The sequence below is a fragment of the Pseudomonas sp. GW823-FHT02E01 genome (assembly GCF_058797535.1).
Genome location: NZ_JBXAJS010000005.1, coordinates 18,561 through 37,047, shown reverse-complemented (window position 1 = coordinate 37,047; position 18,487 = coordinate 18,561). Strand labels below are relative to the sequence as shown.

Genomic DNA, 18,487 nt, shown 5'->3' with positions numbered 1-18,487 from the left:
AATACGGACAAACGGTGGGTTGCCCCTGGCGAGGCAATCTTGAATAATCGCTCAACTGAGAATTATTTGCAGATAGTCATGACTCCCATCACTGCCGGCCTTCCCCGAATCCTGTCCATCGAAGACGACCTTGTGCTCGGCGCCTACGTTCATGAGCATCTGGACCGCAGCGGCTTCCAGGTGACCTGGTGCCAGAACGGTCAGGAAGGCCTGGACATTGCCCGCCGGCAACCATTCGACGTGGTGTTGATGGATATTCTGCTGCCGGGCCTGGACGGCCTGGCGGTACTGACCCAATTGCGCCAGAGCCATTCCACCCCGGTGTTGCTGATGTCGGCCCTCGGTGCTGAGGCCGATCGCATCAGCGGCTTTCGCCTGGGGGCTGATGATTACCTGCCAAAGCCCTTCAGCATGGTGGAGTTGCGGGTGCGCATCGAAGCCATTCTGCGGCGGGTGGCACTCGACCGCCGACCGGCACCCGCAGTGCCGGCCCCGTCGATGGACAGCCTGCGTTTCGACGATGAAAGCTTCGAGGTCTTTTATGGCGAACAGGCCGGTGGCCTGACCCGCAGCGAGTATCGGTTGCTGGAGACGCTGCACCGCAGCGCCGACGAAGTACTGAGCAAAGCCTTTCTTTATCAACAGGTGCTGCAGCGCGGTTACGCGGCCCATGACCGCAGCCTGGACATGCACATCAGCCAGATCCGCCGCAAGCTCAAGGCCATTGGATATACCGAGCGCGAAGTGCGTACGGTTTGGGGCAAGGGCTACATCCTGAGCGCCGCCGATGACATGTAACTTGCCGGGCAGGCATTCGCTGTTCTGGAAACTGGCCTGTCTATTGGTCGCTTTCTGTCTGCTGATGATCTGGCTGAGTTGGTCTTGGGGCCGTTACATGGAGCAACGTAACCAGTTCCTCTCCGATGAGGCCCGCGGCATCCTGTCCGGTTATGCCGCCGAAGCCGAGCAGGCATGGCAGCAGCGTCAGAGCGCTGGTATCGATGACTGGCTGCAAGGCATGCATCAGCGGGAAAAAGGTTGGGTCGGTGTCATCGGCGGTGATTTGCAGTCCTTGAGCAACCAATCGCTGACGGACAAGGAAGTCGAACGCCTGACTTTTTTGCGCGGCCTCGATTGGCCCATCCACAAGAAAGGCCGGCCGTGGATGCGCATACCCTTTCCCGGTGACCCCTCCGTCGGCAGCCTGGTGATCGAGTTGCCCAAGCGCTTCGTACCCGGGCGTTACCGGGTGTTCTGGCGGGTGATCACCAACGGAGTGATTCCGGGATTGTTCACCTTGCTGTTGTGCGTCGGGCTGTATCGTTTGTTGGTGGTGCCGCTCAACAGTCTGCGTGAACAGGCCAATGCCTGGCGTGCCGACCAACTGAATGTGCGCCTGTCGAGCCGCACCACCAATCGTTCCGATGAATTGGGCGAGTTGGGCAGGGCGTTCGATCACATGTCCGAGCGCCTGCAAAGCACTGTGGCCTTGCAGCAGCAACTGCTGCGCGACTTGTCCCACGAATTGCGCACGCCCTTGAGCCGCCTGCGGGTGGCCAGTGAAAGCGAGCAGGGGCTGGAGCCATTGCGCGAACGCATCGGCCGTGAAGTCGATGGCATGCAGCGCCTGGTGGAAGACACGCTGCAACTGGCGTGGCTCGATACCGAGCGCACCCGATTGCCTGACGAAGCGATCCAGATCCAGGCCTTGTGGGAAATGCTCACGGAGAACGCCTGCTATGAAAGTGGTTGGCCCGATACGCAGTTGCAATGCACCGTAGATTCATCCTGTTGGGTTCGCGGTCATCTCAACACCCTGGCCCAGGCATTGGAAAACATTCTGCGCAATGCGATTCGGCATTCACCTGATGGTGGGGTTGTCCTGCTCGGCGGCCAGCGTGATGGAGATTTCTGGCATCTATGGCTGGAGGATCAGGGCGGCGGCGTGGCGGAAGCTGATCTGGAGCGGATCTTCCTGCCGTTCACCCGACTCGATGGTTCGCGGCCGGGGGATGGTGGATTTGGGTTGGGCTTGAGCATCGCCCGAAACGCGGTGCAGCGTCAGGGCGGACAGTTGTGGGCACAGAACACCGGAACCGGGTTGCGCCTGAACATGCGGTTGTTGGCGGATGTTGATAGCGCCAGTGCCGACGCCATCGCGGGCAAGCCCGCTCCCACACTGACCGTGCTTGAACCGCGAAACCTGTGAGCACCCCGGCACCCTGTGGGAGCGAGCTTGCTCGCGATTAGGCCCTCCTGTTCACCGCAACATATCTGCTTATTCCTATAAGCCATAAGCACCGCACTTTGCGTGATATGGCCTGGGAACGTTTGCCGGTATGATAGTCGCCCCCGCAGTCTGGATTGCGAATACGCCATGACCTTGCAGTACCCAACCATCGCCGATTGCGTCGGCAACACTCCGCTGGTCCGTTTGCAGCGCCTGCCCGGCGCCACCAGCAATACCCTTTTGCTCAAGCTCGAAGGGAACAACCCGGCGGGTTCGGTCAAGGACCGTCCGGCGCTGTCGATGATCACCCGCGCCGAGCTGCGCGGGCAGATCCACGTCGGCGATACGCTGATCGAGGCGACCTCGGGCAACACCGGGATCGCCTTGGCCATGGCCGCTGCGATCAAGGGTTACAAGATGATCCTGATCATGCCCGACAACTCCAGCGCCGAGCGCAAGGCAGCCATGACGGCCTATGGCGCCGAGCTGATTCTGGTCAGCCAGGAGCAGGGTATGGAAGGCGCCCGTGACCTCGCGCAGAAGATGGAAGCCGAAGGCCAGGGCAAGGTACTGGATCAGTTCGCCAACGGTGACAACCCCGAGGCGCACTACACCACCACCGGCCCGGAAATCTGGCGCCAGACCCAGGGCACCATCACCCATTTCGTCAGCTCCATGGGCACCACCGGTACCATTATGGGTGTGTCGCGCTACTTGAAAGAGCAGAACGACAACGTGCAAATCATCGGTCTGCAACCGATGGAAGGCTCGGCGATCCCGGGGATCCGCCGCTGGCCTCAGGAATACCTGCCGAAGATCTACCAGGCTGACCGCGTGGACCGGATCGTCGACATGGCGCAAAGCGAAGCCGAAGACGTGACCCGTCGTCTGGCCCGCGAAGAAGGCATTTTCTGTGGCGTGTCCTCGGGCGGTGCCGTGGCGGCAATGTTGCGCCTGTCCAAAGAAGTTGAAAACGCGGTGATCGTCGCGATCATCTGCGACCGTGGCGACCGTTACTTGTCGACCGGCATTTTCGACGCGCCCAACTGATGGCCAAACATGAAAGAGGCCTGCGCTTCCAGCCCACCGGCGGCAGCAAGGCCCCGCAAGTCCCGACCGGCAAAAAGCAACGCCTGACCATCGAGCGCCTGGCCAATGACGGTCGCGGTATCGCGTTTTTCGAAGGTCGCACCTGGTTCGTCATCGGCGCATTGGCCGGTGAAGAGATCGAGGCGCGCGTCCTCGGTGCCCATGGCAAAGTGGTCGAGGCGCGCACCGAACGGGTGTTCAAGGCCAGCGAACTACGCCGCCCTGCACCGTGCGCCCATGCCGGCCGCTGTGGCGGTTGTAGCGTGCAGCATCTGCCCCACAACGAACAGCTTGCCCTGAAACAGCGCATGCTCGCCGAGCAGTTGTCGAGAGTCGCGGGCGTCGAACCCGATGAGTGGGCAGCGCCATTGAGCGGCGCGGAGTTCGCTTACCGCCGTCGCGCCCGCGTCGCGGTGCGCTGGGACATGAAGGCAAAAAAACTCGAAGTCGGTTTCCGTGCCGCTGGCAGCCAGGACATCGTGGGCATCGATGACTGCCCGGTGCTGGTACAGCCCTTGCAACCGATCATGGCCTGCTTGCCGGAGATGCTGCGGCGCTTGAGCAAACCCCAGGCACTCGGGCATGTGGAGTTGTTCAGCGGCTCGACGCTGGCGGTTTTACTGCGGCACATGGCGCCGTTGTCCGATGCCGACCTGACGATCCTCAAGGAATTCTGCGCGTTCCATGAAGCCCAGTTGTGGCTGCACGGCGATGGCGAACCGCAACCGGTCGAGGCCGATCAGTCGTTGGGCTATCGTCTTGAACAGTGGGACCTGGAGCTGGCGTATCGTCCCGGGGATTTCATTCAGGTCAACGCCGCCGTCAACGAAGCGATGGTCGCCCAGGCGCTGGACTGGCTGAAGCCGACAGCGGATGAGCGCGTACTCGACCTGTTCTGTGGCCTGGGCAATTTTGCCTTGCCGCTGGCCAAGGCCGCTCGTGAAGTGGTGGCGGTCGAAGGCGTGCAGGTGATGGTCGATCGGGCCGCGGCGAATGCGGCCAGCAATAATCTGCATAACGCGAAGTTTTTTCAGGCCGATTTATCCCAGCCTTTGACGGACGCCGAATGGGCCGCCGAAGGCTTTTGTGCGGTACTCTTGGACCCACCGCGTGACGGTGCTTTCGAGGTTGTGCGCAAGCTCAGGAGCCTGGGCGCCGAACGTTTGGTGTATGTGTCGTGCAACCCTGCAACTCTGGCGCGCGACACGGTCGAATTGATCAAGCAGGGCTACCGGTTAAAACGTGCCGGGATTCTCGATATGTTTCCTCAAACGGCACATGTCGAGGCCATGGCGTTATTTGAAGCGAGCTAGGATGCTCGTCTGGTCCGACTGGCCCGCCCGTGCAGCCGCGCACCCAGCCCGACGTGGGCGCACCGGCAACGAAGGTCAGCGATTTGACGCATTGAATCTGCGTCGTAGGGAAGGTAAGCAAGATGGTACAGGTGAGAGCACACCAGCCGATCAACACCGACGGCAGTATCAATCTCGAGGCTTGGCTCGATCATGCGGTCAGTGTCGATCTGGCACTGGATCGCGAAGCCTTGAAAGAGGCCTGCGAGTACGCTCGCGAGGCCGAACAACAAGCCAATGCGGCACAGAATCTGTGGTCGGAAGGTAACTCGACTTTCCGTACAGGGCTTGAGATCGCCGAGATCCTCGCCGATCTCAAACTCGACCAGGACTCTTTGGTCGCCGCGATCCTGTATCGAGGCGTGCGCGAAGGCCAGATCAAGTTGCCGGCCGTCAGCCAGCGCTTCGGTCCGGTGGTGTCCAAGCTCATCGACGGCGTGCAGCGCATGGCCGCGATCAGCGACAGCCTGAGTCCGCGAAAATCCCTGGTGCTGGGCACCCAGGGCCAGGTGGAAAACCTGCGCAAGATGCTGGTGGCCATGGTTGACGACGTTCGCGTTGCCCTGATCAAGCTGGCCGAACGCACGTGCGCGATCCGTGCGGTGAAAACCGCCGACGACGAAAAGCGTAACCGTGTGGCCCGTGAAGTCTTCGACATCTACGCGCCATTGGCCCATCGGCTGGGTATCGGTCATATCAAGTGGGAACTGGAAGACTTGTCCTTCCGTTACCTGGAACCGGACCAGTACAAGCAGATCGCCAAGCTGCTCCATGAGCGGCGACTGGATCGCGAGCGCTTCATCAGCGACGTGATGAGCCAGCTGAAAAACGAACTGCAGGCCACCGGCGTCGATGCCGACATCAGCGGCCGCGCCAAACACATCTATTCGATCTGGCGCAAAATGCAGCGCAAGGGTCTGGAGTTCAGCCAGATCTACGACGTGCGTGCCGTGCGCGTGCTGGTGCCGGAAATGCGCGACTGCTACACCGCGCTCGGTATCGTTCACACTCTGTGGCGGCATATCCCGAAAGAGTTCGACGACTACATCGCCAACCCGAAAGAAAACGGCTACCGCTCGCTGCACACGGCGGTGATCGGTCCGGAAGGCAAGGTACTGGAAGTGCAGATCCGCACCCACGCCATGCACGAAGAGGCTGAGCTGGGGGTATGCGCCCACTGGAAGTACAAAGGCACCGACGTCAAATCCGGTTCCAATCACTACGAAGAGAAAATTTCCTGGCTACGCCAGGTGCTCGAATGGCACGAAGAACTGGGCGACATCGGTGGCCTGGCGGAACAGCTGCGGGTCGATATCGAGCCGGACCGGGTCTACATCTTCACCCCGGACGGTCACGCCATCGACTTGCCGAAGGGCGCGACCCCGCTGGACTTCGCTTACCGCGTGCACACCGAAATCGGTCACAACTGCCGCGGCGCCAAGATCAACGGGCGCATCGTTCCGCTCAACTACAGCCTGCAAACCGGTGAACAGGTCGAGATCATCACCAGCAAGCACGGCACCCCGAGCCGTGACTGGCTGAACCCGAACCTGGGTTATGTCACTACGTCGCGGGCACGGGCGAAGATCGTTCACTGGTTCAAGTTGCAGGCTCGCGACCAGAACGTCGCGGCCGGTAAAACCTTGCTCGAACGCGAACTCAATCGCCTCGGCCTACCAGCGGTGGATTTCGACAAGCTGGCCGACAAGGCCAACATGAAAACTGCCGAAGACCTGTTCGCCGCCCTCGGCGCCGGGGATTTGCGCCTGGCGCAACTGGTAAACCTCGCGCAGCAACTGGTCGAGCCGGAGCGTGGCAACGAACAGCTTGAACTCATACCACGCAAGGCCACCGGCTACAAACCGGGCAAGCGCGGGGACATCCAGATCCAGGGCGTCGGCAACCTGATGACCCAGATGGCCGGCTGCTGCCAGCCATTGCCGGGTGATGCCATCGTCGGTTACATCACCCAGGGCCGCGGCGTGAGCATTCACCGCCAGGACTGCGCCTCGGTGCTGCAACTGAGTGGGCGGGAGCCGGAGCGGATCATCCAGGTCAGCTGGGGCCCGGTACCGGTGCTCACCTATCCGGTGGACATCATCATCCGCGCCTACGACCGTTCCGGGTTACTGCGTGACGTCTCGCAGGTTTTGCTCAATGAGCGGATCAACGTGCTGGCGGTCAACACCCGCTCGAACAAGGAGGACAACACCGCGCTGATGTCCCTGACCATCGAGATTCCGGGGCTGGATGCATTGGGGCGGTTGCTGGGGCGGATTTCCCAGTTGCCGAACATCATCGAAACCCGGCGTAACCGTACACCTTGATGCATGTTCAGCGCCGATCCACTGTGGGAGCGAGCTTGCTCGCGATGACGGTTCAACATTCAACACAGGTGTTGTCTGACTGTCCGCTATCGCGAGCAAGCTCGCTCCCACAAGGGACTTTGCAGTGAGAGAGATTGATGCATTCACTTGAAGATTTATTGCACCTGATGAACCGCCTGCGCGACCCGCAGTACGGTTGCCCGTGGGACATCAAGCAAACTTACGCCACCATCGTCCCCCACACTCTGGAAGAAGCCTACGAAGTCGCCGACGCCATTGAGCGCGGTGACTTCGATCACTTGCAGGGGGAGCTCGGCGACTTGTTGTTCCAGGTGGTGTATTACAGCCAGTTGGCCCGGGAGGAAGGGCGCTTCGAGTTTGAAGGTGTGGTCGACAGCATCACCCGCAAGCTGATCCGTCGTCACCCCCATGTGTTCCCTACGGGCGACCTCTATGCACCGCTGGATGTCCCGCGCCTCAGCGAAGAGCAGGTCAAGCAGCGCTGGGAAGAGATCAAGGCCGAGGAGCGCGCAGAGAAGTCCTGCGCGCCCGAACAGCTGTCATTGCTCGATGACGTCCCCGCTGCATTACCGGCGTTGTCACGTTCGGCGAAATTGCAAAAGCGCGCGGGGCAGGTCGGGTTCGACTGGCCGGACGCCTTGCCGGTGCTCGACAAAGTGCGTGAAGAGCTCGATGAAGTCCTCGAAGCCATGTCGGAAAATGATCCCGAGGCCGTGGCCGAAGAGATCGGTGACCTGCTGTTCTCCGTGGTGAATCTGGCGCGGCACCTCAAGGTTGATCCGGAAACCGCACTGCGGAGTGCCAACGGCAAGTTTGAAAGACGCTTTCGTTTTATCGAACAGGCATTGCGCGACACCCGCCGTCCCATGGAAGATTGCACCCTCGAAGAGTTGGACGCCTTGTGGGGCGAAGCCAAACGTCAGGAAAAGAATTTGCCCAGCTGCGGTTGAGCAGTGGCCTAAGTGAGTAATAAGCACCATGAGCATTTCCCTTCGCGACCAGTTGCTCAAAGCAGGGCTGGTCAACCAGAAGCAGGCCAAGCAGGTCAGCAAAGACAAGCAGAAACAGCAACGCCTGGCCCACAAAGGCCAGATCGAGCTGGATGACTCCCAGCAGCGCGCGGCACAGGAAGCCATGGCCGAGAAGGTCAAGCGCGACCAGGAGCTCAACCGCCAGCAGCAGGAAAAGGCTGAGGCCAAGGCCCGTGCCGCGCAGGTCAAGCAATTGATCGAAGTTTCGCGCCTGCCGAAATTGACGACCGAGGATTACTACAACTTCGTCGACGACAAAAAGGTCAAGCGCATCTGCGTCAACACCCTGATGCGCAACAAGCTCAGCAGCGGTTCGCTGGCCATCGTGCATCACGCTGGCGGCTACGAAGTGATTCCGCGCGAGGCGGCATTGAAGATTCAGGAGCGCGACCCGCAACGCATCGTGCAGCTGAATGTGCAGACCGAAGAAGTCAGCGTCGAGGACGATCCGTATGCGGCCTACAAGATCCCTGATGATCTGATGTGGTAATCGCTCCTCTTCCATTACATGTTTGTTAGTACATTGCTTGATTAATGAATTGAACCCGAAAGATCGCGTCGATACGATCTCTCGGGTTTTCTTTTGCCCGAAATATTCTCAGGGGAGAGAACTAATGGAATGAAATTAAATGAATAAGGATATTGTCAATGCTGGTAAGTATCGCCTCGTTACGCCAACCCACTTTTAAATCGCAGCTTTCACAGCCGCGACAACCCGATCAATCCATTCACGATTATCTGGACGACGAGCTTGTCGCACGAGCGGAGCTTGTGCGCCGAAAGATCAAGATCGCTGCGAAAGCTGCTCGCGACGATCACGGCAGGCCCGCGTGCGTTTTCGTAACCCTGCCCGAGTTTTTCTGGAACATTCCCTGGCACGAAGTCCGTAGTGAACAGGAGCTTCACGAACTGAACTCTGCTTATCTGACGAAGGTGACCGAGTGTGTGACGCTGTTGATAAGTGATCTGCCAGTGCAGCGCTACGGCAAGATCGTTTTATTGGCAGGAAGTTGTGCGACGCTGATCAAGGTGGGAGAGGGGGAGTCGAGCTATTACGATGTCATTAATTATGTGCTCACAATTTCCAATAAGGAATACGAGGTCGACATGCCGCTGATGTCGATGTGGCCGAAGCGTTATGTGTCAGGAATCGATTTTGGAAGACATGTAGGGTCGGAAGACGGGTACTGGTTTTTCAAGTTGTTCGATGAGATTGTGGTACGGGTAAAGAAGGTCAGTAGTGTACAGGCCGAGCACAGTTACTTTGGTGGCTACGAAGGAATATTTATTAATAGTCTTGTAGTGGGTTGCCCATTCGGCATCAACTTGTGCCTCGATTATGCGGTGTTGAAAGACGGTGAACGGGACAAGGAGGTTGAACTGGCGGGGGCCAAAATCGATTTCCTGATCGCCTGTGGCATGGACTTCGATGACGGCAAGCGTCATCTATCTTCGCTTCAGTTTGCCGTCCGCAATGACGGCATGGGCGATGGTGAGTGCGAGGTGGTGAAACTTGAGGCGGGCTGGATCGTCGGTGTTGTTCCTTCGGTGGTGATCGACGACTCCCTTCATTTAGCGGCCGTTCAGATTGCCTGAGCCGCGTGCTCCGGTTGCAGTCTGCCCGTGCGGGAAGGGGCAGGCTGCACGGTGGTGGAGTCTGTCTTCAACCGGTTGCGAGCTCGCGGTTGCGCTCGAGCATTTCCAGTTCGGCCCTGTAGTTTTGCGCGTCGATCTCGGAGTGGAACATCCCGACCAGCAGGTCTTGTTGATGCACGTCCCAGATCCGGATACCGGCGGCTACACCCTCGTGGGATTTATGTGAATCGTCGCGTTCAGTTACTTTTACAGTCATCTGCTAGCTCCAATCTCTGTTATCTGCAGCAAGGCGTGTGCAGGGCTCTGTTATATGTTTTGTTAGCTTGCTAAGTAAATAACTGAGTTTGGTAACGGTTTTTTGCAAAAATGGAAACAGTCCTGCAGCCCGCGGAATCCGCGACATTCAGTCGCATGGCGTTAAGTTTCATGACAAACGTTTCATGTTGAAGGCACCACAAATCCAGTGTCGAGCACTGAAACTGTGGGAGCGAGCTTGCTCGCGATGGCGGTGGGTCAGACAGCAATGATGTCGATTGACACTCCCTCATCGCGAGCAAGCTCACTCCCACAATGGTTGTGGTGTCGAATTCTTTGAGGCCAAAAAAAACGCCCCGAACCAGTCGGGGCGTTTTCATGTGCGACTCAGCAGAGGGAAATTACTTACCTTCCCAGCGCTTCAGTACCAAAGTGGCGTTGGTGCCACCGAAACCGAAGCTGTTGCTCATCACGGTGTTGATGGTGGCGTTTTCGCGGGTCTTGGTCAGCACCGGCAGGTCGGCCACTTCAGGGTCCAGCTCGTCGATGTTGGCGGAGCCGGCAATGAAGTTGCCTTCCATCATCAGCATGCAGTAGATCGCTTCGTGAACGCCGGCAGCGCCCAGGGAGTGACCCGACAGGCTCTTGGTGGAGCTGATGGCCGGAGCCTTGTCGCCGAACACTTCACGCACACCTTTCATTTCCGCGACGTCGCCGACCGGGGTCGAAGTGCCGTGGGTGTTCAGGTAGTCGATCGGGGTGTCGACGGTGGACAGCGCCTGCTGCATGCAGCGGATCGCGCCTTCGCCGCTCGGGGCAACCATGTCGTAGCCGTCGGAGGTCGCGCCGTAGCCAACGATTTCCGCGTAGATCTTCGCGCCGCGGGCCAGAGCGTGTTCCAGCTCTTCAACCACGACCATGCCGCCACCGCCAGCGATGACGAAACCGTCACGGTCTGCGTCGTAGGCACGGGAAGCTTTTTCCGGGGTGTCGTTGCGCTTGCTGGACAGGGCGCCCATGGCGTCGAACAGGAACGACTGGCTCCAGTGCTCTTCTTCACCGCCGCCGGCGAAGACGATGTCCTGCTTGCCCATCTGGATCTGTTCCATGGCGGTACCGATGCAGTGAGCACTGGTGGCGCAGGCAGACGCGATGGAGTAGTTCAGGCCCTTGATCTTGAACGGAGTGGCCAGGCAAGCGGAAACGGTGCTGCTCATGGTCCGCGTGACGCGGTATGGGCCGACGCGCTTGACGCCTTTCTCGCGCAGGATGTCCAGCGCTTCCATCTGGTTCAAGGTCGATGCGCCACCGGAACCGGCGATCAGGCCGGTACGCGGGTTGGAAACCTGCTCTTCGGTCAGGCCGGAGTCAGTGATGGCGTCTTTCATGGCCAGGTAGGCATAAGCTGCCGCGTGGCCGACGAAGCGATAGATCTTGCGATCGATCAGTTCTTCAAGGTTGAGGTCAATGGAGCCGGAAACCTGGCTACGCAGACCCATTTCGGCATATTCCGGGTTGAACCGGATGCCAGGGCGGCTTGCACGCAGGTTAGCGGAGACGGTCTCTTTGTCATTGCCCAGGCAAGAAACGATGCCCAGACCAGTGATAACGACGCGGCGCATGCGGATAACCCTTAGAAGTTGTCAGTGGAGGTGAACACGCCGACCCGGAGGCCTTCGGCGGTGTAGATTTCGCGACCGTCGACAGTGACCGAACCGTCGGCGATGGCCAGGTTCAGCTTGCCCTTGAGGACGCGCTTGATATGAATGTTATAGGTGACTTTCTTGGCGGTCGGCAGGACCTGGCCGAAGAATTTCACTTCGCCCGAACCCAGCGCACGGCCACGGCCCGGCAGGCCTTGCCAGCCCAGGAAGAAGCCGACCAGTTGCCACATGGCGTCGAGGCCCAGGCAGCCCGGCATCACCGGATCGCCTTCGAAGTGGCAGGCGAAGAACCACAGGTCCGGATTGATATCCAGCTCGGCGACCAATTCACCTTTGCCGTACTTGCCACCTTCTTCGCTGATCAGGGTGATGCGATCAACCATCAGCATGTTCGGGGCGGGCAGTTGCGCGTTACCAGGGCCGAACAGCTCACCGCGACTGCAGCGCAGCAGATCTTCCCGGGTAAAGGCGTTTTGTTTGGTCATGCGAGCTCCTCAATAGTCCCATGCGGCAGGTGGGGCAAATCTTCCCGGCCGATCGAAGCGTTCATGCCTCGAACCGGCAGCCTACTCATAGACTATTGCGTTGTGGTGAAAGTCACAGCACCAAGGACATGAATGTACACTTGTGCACTGAAATTATTATTCAAGCCCCTTTTCGGGCCTGTTCGGGTGACTAAGACTGCCGCACTTTCGCCTTTCACGCCAGTCGCAGATGGTCGAAAGGCCTGTACTACTGCACCCAACGCTGAAGAATTTGCTGCAGATCAGTCCGTTTGAACGGCTTGGCCAGGTAATCGTTCATCCCCGCCGACAGACAGGCTTCGCGGTCACCCTGCAAGGCATTGGCGGTCAGGGCGATGATCGGCAGGTCGGTGCAACCGGGTAGATTGCGTATTTGTCGGGTGGCTTCATAGCCATCGATGATCGGCAAGCGGCAATCCATCAGGATCGCTTCGAAGATCAGGCTCTCGGCGCTGCGTACCGCCTGCGCGCCGTCGGCAGCGACACTGACCTTGAAGCCCATGCTGCGCAACATGGCTTCGATGACGGTCTGGTTGACCGGGTTGTCTTCGACCAACAACACATTGCGTCCTTCGCCGTTGCTGTTGCGCGATTGCGCGCGAGGGGGTAGCAGCGGTTGTGTCTGCTGGTGCAATGCCAGGGGAATTTCCAGGGTGAACACCGAACCGCGGCCTTCCTCACTCTGCGCGCGCAAGGTGCCGCCCATGCGTTCGGCCAGGGTACGGGCAATCGGCAGGCCCAGCCCCGTACCGCCGTAGCGTCTTGAAATAGAACTGTCGGCCTGCTGGAAAGCGTTGAACATCAATTCCAGGCTTTGCGCCGGGATGCCGATGCCGCTGTCGCGCACGGTGCAGGTGAACCACAGCAACTCGTGGTCCAGCGACTGCCACTGCGCCTCGATCGTGACGCGGCCGTGCTCGGTGAACTTCAGCGCATTGCCGACCAGGTTGACCAGTATCTGACGGATACGCGTCGGGTCGCCCTTGACCTGCAAACCGCGCATGTCGTCGGGGATCATCAGTTGCAGGTCCAGACCGCGTTGCGCGGCGCTGTGCTGGAACGACTGGGCGCAACTGCCGATCAGGTCGGTGAGGTTGAACGCAATGTGTTCCAGCTCCAGCTCTGAACGTTCGATCCGCGAGAAATCCAGGATGTCGTTGATGACCTTGAGCAAGTGCTCGGTGGATTCGGAGGCCAGCGCCGCGTACTCCACCTGCTCCTCGGTCATGTCGGTGGTTTCCAGTAACTGCAGCATGCCCAGTACGCCATTCATCGGCGTGCGCAGTTCATGGCTCATCATGGCGAGGAAATCGGATTTGGCGTTGTTGGCCTTTTCCGCTTCTTCGCGGGTCTGGATCAACTGCGCCATGGCCTGATGCTGTTCGCGGCTGGCCTGCTCGAGACCGCTGGCGAGGTTGTTGATGTGTTGCGACAGCGCCCCCAGCTCGGTGTCGTCGACAATGGGCAGCGGTGTGTTGTAATCGCCGTCCTGGATCGCCTTGACCGCATTGCCGATATCACGGATCGGTTTCGACAGGCTGCCCGCCAGGCGGCGGGCCACGATGAAGGTAAACAGCAGGGCAAACAGCGCCAGGATGGCGGCCTTGAGCACGATTTCCTGTTGGCGCCGGCTGAAGGCATCGTTGGACAGCCCGACGATCACCCGACCGAGGTAGTCCTCGGTGGGGGCGGCAGTGGCGGTTTTGCTGCTCTGGAAAAAATCATTGTGCAACGCGATACGCTGGAGCCGTATCGGTGCCTGGAACACTTCGAGCTGTTGCGCGCGATTGTGGTGTTCGCTCGGTTGTTCGACGTACACCAGAACCCGGTTTGCACTGTCCTGGATCTCCAGAAAACTCACGTTGGGCGTGGCCAGCGTCGCCTTGAGCAAGGTTTCGAGCACTTCGATGTTGCCCGAAATCACGCCGTACTCGGTGGCCGGGGCCAGTTGATTGGCGATCAACTGGCCGGTGTGGGAGATTTCCTGACGCAGATCCTGGATGCGCACGAACGTGAAGAAACTGATCAGCAACAAGGTCAGCAGCAGTGCAGGGCCGAGGCTGATCAGTTGGGTGCGAGTGTTGATGTCCCAGCGACGGCGCAAGCTCATGGACGGCGTTCTCCTTCAGCCAGCAGTGTGGCGACAGACGCTTCGTTTATCTGTTCGATACCCAATGAACGTGCGACTTGCGGGTTGCTCGCGACCTTGAATCGATGGGGATAGTGCGTGCGCGGCCAGGTGGCCGGTGGCTGGTCGAGCAATTCGTCGAGGACCGCCAGCCAGTCGCTCTGATCGCTATAGGTGCTGGCCAGGCTTCCGGCCTTGACGAATCCGGCGTTGGGTCCGATCAGGGCCACTTGCCGCGAATAGCTGCTCAGCAGCAGGTTCTTTGCGGTTTGCGGGTTGTACAGGTCGGCATCGTCAAGTCCCAGCAACACGTCGCTGTTATTTAGCAGTGCCTGTAATGGACGACTGTCGTGAATGTTGTCCCAGCGCTGGGCGACCATCTCAAGACCCAGGGGGAGGGCGGCCTGACGCAGCTCATTCAACAGAAATTCACTGTGGGTGTCGTAGAGCACGCCGATGCGCCTGGCTTGTGGCAACAGGGTGCGGGTCAAGCGCAACTGGCGGTCCAGTGGTGGATCGCTCCATAGCAGGCAAAGGCGCGCAGGCAACGTATTGTTCAAGCGTTGCCGGGCTTGCAGGCGGCTGATGCGCAATACGAGAGTCGCCGGGCCCTGGGCGTTTTGCAGGCGCCAGTCGAGGCTGGGCAGGTCGAGCAGTATCAAGCGGATGTTTTCCGGCAGCTTGTCCGGTATCGGCATTTTGGCCAGCGTCTGGAAGCGTACGTTATCGCGTGGTCGCAACTCGCTCAGGGCCTGGGTAAACGCCCGCACACCGGGGCTATCTTCGGCCCCCGTGAGCAAAATGTCGGCCGCGTTACTCGCCAGGCTGCCCAGCAGGCCGCTTGTCAACAGGCAGAGTATGGCCAGCAGCCGACCCAGGGGAGGCATTCTGCAGGCCGGGCGATTCGGCATCTTAAAGCTCCAGCTCGGCGCTGAAATACATCACCTGGCGCTGGTCATAATTATTGTCGATGAAGGTGGTCGGCTGATTGTCCAGCCGTTGCTGGAGCACCCCGGCCAGTTCCAGGCTGGCGTTGCCCAAGGCGATACGTTTGGCGATGCGCGCATCGACCCGTTCGAAGCGGTAGCCGTTGAGGGCGTCATCGCCATAATAGAAAAGCGCACTGTTCCAGCCTTGGCCCCAATCGCGCAGCCATCCGGCCGAACCACTGTTACTTGCAGTCTGCCTGGCATCCAGCGGATTGCTGGCATCGGTATCGACGTAGGCATAAGTCAGTCGTAGGCGATCGAGGCTGCCGACACGCCAGTCGAGCTGGGTTTCGACCCCCGAAAAGCGCGCCTTGTTGGCATTGCTGGCAATGTACTGATTGTTGCGCAGCGGCTCACTGATCATGCCGGTGATTTCGTCGTGGAACAGCTTCACGTCGAGCGCCAGCCCCGGTTCGGGAAAATAGCCGTTGTAGCCCAGTTCCCGGGAGCGCATGTGCTCTTGATCAAGGTCGCCGGGGCCACGGGTCTTGACGAAATAACGGGCGCTGGGCTGGCCAAACGCACCGGGCTTGAGGTTGGTGACCTGATAACTCCAGTTGACGTTGTTCTCGAACATGTTCGGTGAGCGGATGGCCTCGGAGTACACCGCACGCAAGCCGTGGCGGGGGTTGATCAGGTAGTTGACCGCCATGCGGGGTGTCAGCGAGCTGCCGGTCAACCGGGTGTCCTCGAACATGGCGCCGCCTTGCAGCAGCCAGTGTTCGGTGGCACGCCACTCGAACTGGCCGAACGCCCGCCAGATCCTGTCATCGAGCGTGCCATTGAAGTAGGTTTCGGAGTCCGCCCGGTCGTAGCGATAGTTTATCCCGCTGACCAGCCGCAGGTTATCGGCAAGGCTCAGGGTGTCCTGCAGTTCGAGGTCGTAGCGCGATTCCCGGGTGCTCTGGTCGATGTCGCCGCAAACGGTCTGGCTCGCGCCGTTGCGCCATTGATCGAGTACCTGGTTGGCCAGCGCCTGCTCGGCGGGCGTCCCGGCCGGCGCACCAGAGCCGATGAACCGCGTGATATTGCGGGCCAGGCGTTCGGTGTAGTTCGGGTTCAATTGCCAGAGCTCGGTCAGTTGCGGGCTGAACGAAACTTCCGCGTCGCAGGCGCGCCAGGTTTGCTGGCGATCCCAGTGTTGGGCCGAACCCTGGATGTAAAGGCTGTGGTCGGGATTGACGTCCAGATTCCAGCGCAATGACCCGGCGTAGTCCTTGGCGGTGACGTCGGAGTCGTCGCCCGCGCGGGTAATCCCCGGGAACACCGGCCGGTAGGTATAGGGCCGCTGGTTGGTGCCGTCCTTGGCATTCAATTGCCAATCGAGGCTTTGCCGTTCGTCGAGGCTCTGGCTGACGGCGAGGTTGAAGCGATCGAGGCGACGACTGTCATGGTAGGCGGCGCCGGTTCGGTCAGTGTCGAAACCGTCGTCTTGCTGGCCGGACAGGGACAGGCGCAAGTCACCGTCCTCCCAGCCCACGCCCTGGCTGGCGTAAAAGTCGTTGATGCCGCGCTGGCCCTGGGTGACCTTCATGCGCGTACCGTGACTGTTGGCGGGCCGCCGGGTAATGATGTTGACCACCGCCATCAGGGCATTGGCGCCGTAGCTGACGGTATTCGGCCCGCGAAAGACTTCGATGCGCTCGATGTCTTCCATGGCCACCGGAATGTCACTCCAGTCCACGGTGGCCAGGCCGGCGCGATACACCGAGCGCCCGTCGATCAGCACTTGCATGCGCCGCGCTTCATTCGCATTGGTGCCGTGGTAGTTCACCGTCGCCTGATTGCCGCTGATGTTGCCGACCATCATCCCCGGCACCAGGCGCAGCAGTTCGCTGATGTCACGGGCACCGCTGGCGTGGATCAGGGCACTGTCGATCACCGTCATGCTTCCCGGCACGGCCGCCGGCGACTGCTTCAGGCGCGTGGCGGTGAGTACTTGCGGCAGTGGTTCGCTGTCCAGGAACAAGTCGTCGGCCAGCGCCGGCGAGCTGAAAATCAGCGCCAGAACCAGAGGTGAATGCGGTGAAGGAGAGCCCGGAGACACAACACATCCCTGTCAGTGATTGTTGGCGCGCATGTTAACCGAGCCGAATGACTTTTCCATTCACGATGTCTGCATTTTCCTCGGTTTTATTGGTCTTCTTCCTACGGGTGCAGGTATTTGATGTCGGGGCTGGCCGTCGATGGACTGCCCCGTATAATGCCGACATCGCCACTGGTATGGATTAACGGATTGCATATGACTGAACAGCGCCCGATTGCGGTCCTGGGAGGCGGAAGTTTTGGAACCGCCGTGGCTAATCTGCTGGCCGAGAACGGGCATCAGGTCCTTCAGTGGATGCGTGACCCCGAACAGGCCGAGGCCATTCGGGTCAATCGCGAGAACCCGCGTTACCTCAAAGGCATCAAGATTCTGCCCGGCGTCACACCGGTCACCGACCTGCAAGCCACCCTGGACGCCTGCGACCTGTGTTTCGTCGCATTGCCCTCCAGTGCGCTGCGCTCGGTGCTGATGCCGCACGCCGAACGCTTGACCGGCAAAATGCTCGTGAGCCTGACCAAAGGCATCGAAGCCCACACGTTCAAGTTGATGAGCGAGATCCTCGAAGAGATCGCCCCGCAGGCGCGCATCGGCGTCCTGTCCGGACCCAACCTGGCCCGTGAAATCGCCGAGCACGCGCTGACCGCCACGGTGGTCGCCAGTGAAGACGAAGAACTCTGCCAGCAGGTTCAGGCCGCGCTGCACGGACGCACCTTTCGTGTGTACGCCAGCGCCGATCGTTTCGGCGTGGAGCTGGGCGGGGCGCTGAAAAATGTCTACGCGATCATCGCCGGCATGGCGGTGGCGCTGGGCATGGGAGAAAATACCAAGAGCATGCTGATTACCCGGGCATTGGCGGAAATGACCCGCTTCGCGGTGAACCAGGGTGCCAACCCGATGACCTTCCTGGGGCTGGCCGGCGTGGGCGATCTGATCGTGACCTGTTCGTCGCCCAAGAGCCGCAACTATCAGGTCGGCTTCGCCCTCGGCCAGGGCCTGAGCCTGGACGAGGCGGTCACGCGCCTGGGCGAAGTCGCCGAAGGGGTCAATACCCTTAAAGTGCTCAAGGCCAAGGCCCAGGAGGTTGGCGTGTACATGCCGCTGGTCGCCGGGCTGCACGCGATCCTGTTCGAGGGGCGCACGCTGGAGCAGGTCATCGGTCTGTTAATGCGTGGCGAGCCGAAAACCGACGTCGACTTTATTTCCACCAGCGGTTTCAACTAATCACGCTTGCCAG

General features: G+C 60.0%; 15 protein-coding genes. 9 read left to right on the top strand and 6 right to left on the bottom strand.

Translation table 11 applies throughout. The features are described 5' to 3' along the window. Window positions 1-78 precede the first annotated feature (78 nt). The 8 genes from AC1RDQ_RS13140 (at window position 79) to AC1RDQ_RS13105 (ending at window position 9,646) form a co-directional block, all read left to right on the top strand. A complete protein-coding gene (locus AC1RDQ_RS13140) occupies window positions 79-798 on the top strand; it encodes a response regulator transcription factor (RefSeq protein ID WP_429520529.1) in 720 nt (239 codons plus the stop codon). After that, window positions 788-2,209 carry a histidine kinase sensor domain-containing protein gene (locus tag AC1RDQ_RS13135; protein WP_492587517.1) on the top strand — a complete coding sequence of 474 codons (1,422 nt, stop codon included), beginning with the start codon at window positions 788-790 and terminating at the stop codon, window positions 2,207-2,209. The genes AC1RDQ_RS13140 and AC1RDQ_RS13135 overlap by 11 nt, the downstream gene beginning before the upstream one ends. A 168-nt stretch (window positions 2,210-2,377) precedes the next feature. Continuing rightward, on the top strand, window positions 2,378-3,280 hold the full coding sequence (gene cysM, locus AC1RDQ_RS13130) for a cysteine synthase CysM (RefSeq protein ID WP_340317579.1): 903 nt from the start codon (window positions 2,378-2,380) through the stop codon (window positions 3,278-3,280). Continuing rightward, complete coding sequence (gene rlmD, locus AC1RDQ_RS13125; protein ID WP_492587516.1) at window positions 3,280-4,632, top strand: 23S rRNA (uracil(1939)-C(5))-methyltransferase RlmD; 1,353 nt, start codon at window positions 3,280-3,282, stop codon at window positions 4,630-4,632. The genes cysM and rlmD overlap by 1 nt, the downstream gene beginning before the upstream one ends. 122 nt (window positions 4,633-4,754) lie before the next feature. Next, entirely contained in the window at window positions 4,755-6,998 is a 2,244-nt protein-coding gene (gene relA / locus AC1RDQ_RS13120) for a GTP diphosphokinase (RefSeq protein WP_090457279.1), read from the top strand. A gap of 137 nt (window positions 6,999-7,135) precedes the next feature. Next, a complete protein-coding gene (gene mazG, locus AC1RDQ_RS13115; RefSeq protein WP_492587515.1) occupies window positions 7,136-7,969 on the top strand; it encodes a nucleoside triphosphate pyrophosphohydrolase in 834 nt (277 codons plus the stop codon). 28 nt (window positions 7,970-7,997) lie between these two features. After that, window positions 7,998-8,540 carry a DUF2058 domain-containing protein gene (locus AC1RDQ_RS13110; protein WP_008051468.1) on the top strand — a complete coding sequence of 181 codons (543 nt, stop codon included), beginning with the start codon at window positions 7,998-8,000 and terminating at the stop codon, window positions 8,538-8,540. Window positions 8,541-8,698: 158 nt separating this feature from the next. Beyond that, complete coding sequence (locus AC1RDQ_RS13105) at window positions 8,699-9,646, top strand: hypothetical protein (RefSeq protein WP_492587514.1); 948 nt, start codon at window positions 8,699-8,701, stop codon at window positions 9,644-9,646. Between the two features lie 67 nt (window positions 9,647-9,713). On the opposite strand, the gene AC1RDQ_RS13100 is transcribed toward AC1RDQ_RS13105, so the two are convergent. From AC1RDQ_RS13100 to AC1RDQ_RS13075, 6 genes are all read right to left on the bottom strand, one after another. After that, the gene (locus AC1RDQ_RS13100) at window positions 9,714-9,902 is read right to left on the bottom strand and encodes a hypothetical protein (protein ID WP_057713661.1); all 189 of its coding nucleotides are present in this window, start codon (window positions 9,900-9,902) and stop codon (window positions 9,714-9,716) included. Between the two features lie 400 nt (window positions 9,903-10,302). Next, window positions 10,303-11,523, bottom strand: coding sequence for a beta-ketoacyl-ACP synthase I (gene fabB, locus AC1RDQ_RS13095; RefSeq protein WP_007974551.1), 1,221 nt, complete (start codon window positions 11,521-11,523; stop codon window positions 10,303-10,305). Between the two features lie 11 nt (window positions 11,524-11,534). Further along, window positions 11,535-12,050, bottom strand: coding sequence for a 3-hydroxyacyl-[acyl-carrier-protein] dehydratase FabA (gene fabA / locus AC1RDQ_RS13090; RefSeq protein ID WP_003227150.1), 516 nt, complete (start codon window positions 12,048-12,050; stop codon window positions 11,535-11,537). Between the two features lie 247 nt (window positions 12,051-12,297). Further along, window positions 12,298-14,199, bottom strand: a complete 1,902-nt coding sequence (locus AC1RDQ_RS13085; RefSeq protein WP_492587513.1) for an ATP-binding protein — start codon at window positions 14,197-14,199, stop codon at window positions 12,298-12,300. Continuing rightward, window positions 14,196-15,128, bottom strand: coding sequence for an ABC transporter substrate-binding protein (locus AC1RDQ_RS13080; protein ID WP_492587512.1), 933 nt, complete (start codon window positions 15,126-15,128; stop codon window positions 14,196-14,198). Before AC1RDQ_RS13080 ends, AC1RDQ_RS13085 begins: the two co-directional genes overlap by 4 nt. Window position 15,129: 1 nt before the next feature. Continuing rightward, window positions 15,130-17,253, bottom strand: a complete 2,124-nt coding sequence (locus AC1RDQ_RS13075) for a TonB-dependent receptor plug domain-containing protein (protein ID WP_492587511.1) — start codon at window positions 17,251-17,253, stop codon at window positions 15,130-15,132. A gap of 195 nt (window positions 17,254-17,448) precedes the next feature. Here AC1RDQ_RS13075 and AC1RDQ_RS13070 point away from each other — a divergent pair, with 195 nt between their 5' ends. Further along, a complete protein-coding gene (locus AC1RDQ_RS13070) occupies window positions 17,449-18,474 on the top strand; it encodes an NAD(P)H-dependent glycerol-3-phosphate dehydrogenase (RefSeq protein WP_442096879.1) in 1,026 nt (341 codons plus the stop codon). The last annotated feature ends 13 nt before the right edge of the window (window positions 18,475-18,487 follow it).

Excerpts from the sequence above, each read along its gene's own strand:
- relA (WP_090457279.1), top strand. The coding sequence starts at position 4,755 with ATGGTACAGGTGAGAGCACACCAGCCGATCAACACCGACGGCAGTATC.
- AC1RDQ_RS13110 (WP_008051468.1), top strand. The coding sequence starts at position 7,998 with ATGAGCATTTCCCTTCGCGACCAGTTGCTCAAAGCAGGGCTGGTCAAC.
- mazG (WP_492587515.1), top strand. The coding sequence starts at position 7,136 with ATGCATTCACTTGAAGATTTATTGCACCTGATGAACCGCCTGCGCGAC.
- AC1RDQ_RS13135 (WP_492587517.1), top strand. The coding sequence starts at position 788 with ATGACATGTAACTTGCCGGGCAGGCATTCGCTGTTCTGGAAACTGGCC.
- AC1RDQ_RS13100 (WP_057713661.1), bottom strand. The coding sequence starts at position 9,902 with ATGACTGTAAAAGTAACTGAACGCGACGATTCACATAAATCCCACGAG.
- AC1RDQ_RS13105 (WP_492587514.1), top strand. The coding sequence starts at position 8,699 with ATGCTGGTAAGTATCGCCTCGTTACGCCAACCCACTTTTAAATCGCAG.
- AC1RDQ_RS13085 (WP_492587513.1), bottom strand. The coding sequence starts at position 14,199 with ATGAGCTTGCGCCGTCGCTGGGACATCAACACTCGCACCCAACTGATC.
- AC1RDQ_RS13070 (WP_442096879.1), top strand. The coding sequence starts at position 17,449 with ATGACTGAACAGCGCCCGATTGCGGTCCTGGGAGGCGGAAGTTTTGGA.
- AC1RDQ_RS13140 (WP_429520529.1), top strand. The coding sequence starts at position 79 with ATGACTCCCATCACTGCCGGCCTTCCCCGAATCCTGTCCATCGAAGAC.
- fabA (WP_003227150.1), bottom strand. The coding sequence starts at position 12,050 with ATGACCAAACAAAACGCCTTTACCCGGGAAGATCTGCTGCGCTGCAGT.
- rlmD (WP_492587516.1), top strand. The coding sequence starts at position 3,280 with ATGGCCAAACATGAAAGAGGCCTGCGCTTCCAGCCCACCGGCGGCAGC.
- AC1RDQ_RS13080 (WP_492587512.1), bottom strand. The coding sequence starts at position 15,128 with ATGCCGAATCGCCCGGCCTGCAGAATGCCTCCCCTGGGTCGGCTGCTG.
- cysM (WP_340317579.1), top strand. The coding sequence starts at position 2,378 with ATGACCTTGCAGTACCCAACCATCGCCGATTGCGTCGGCAACACTCCG.
- fabB (WP_007974551.1), bottom strand. The coding sequence starts at position 11,523 with ATGCGCCGCGTCGTTATCACTGGTCTGGGCATCGTTTCTTGCCTGGGC.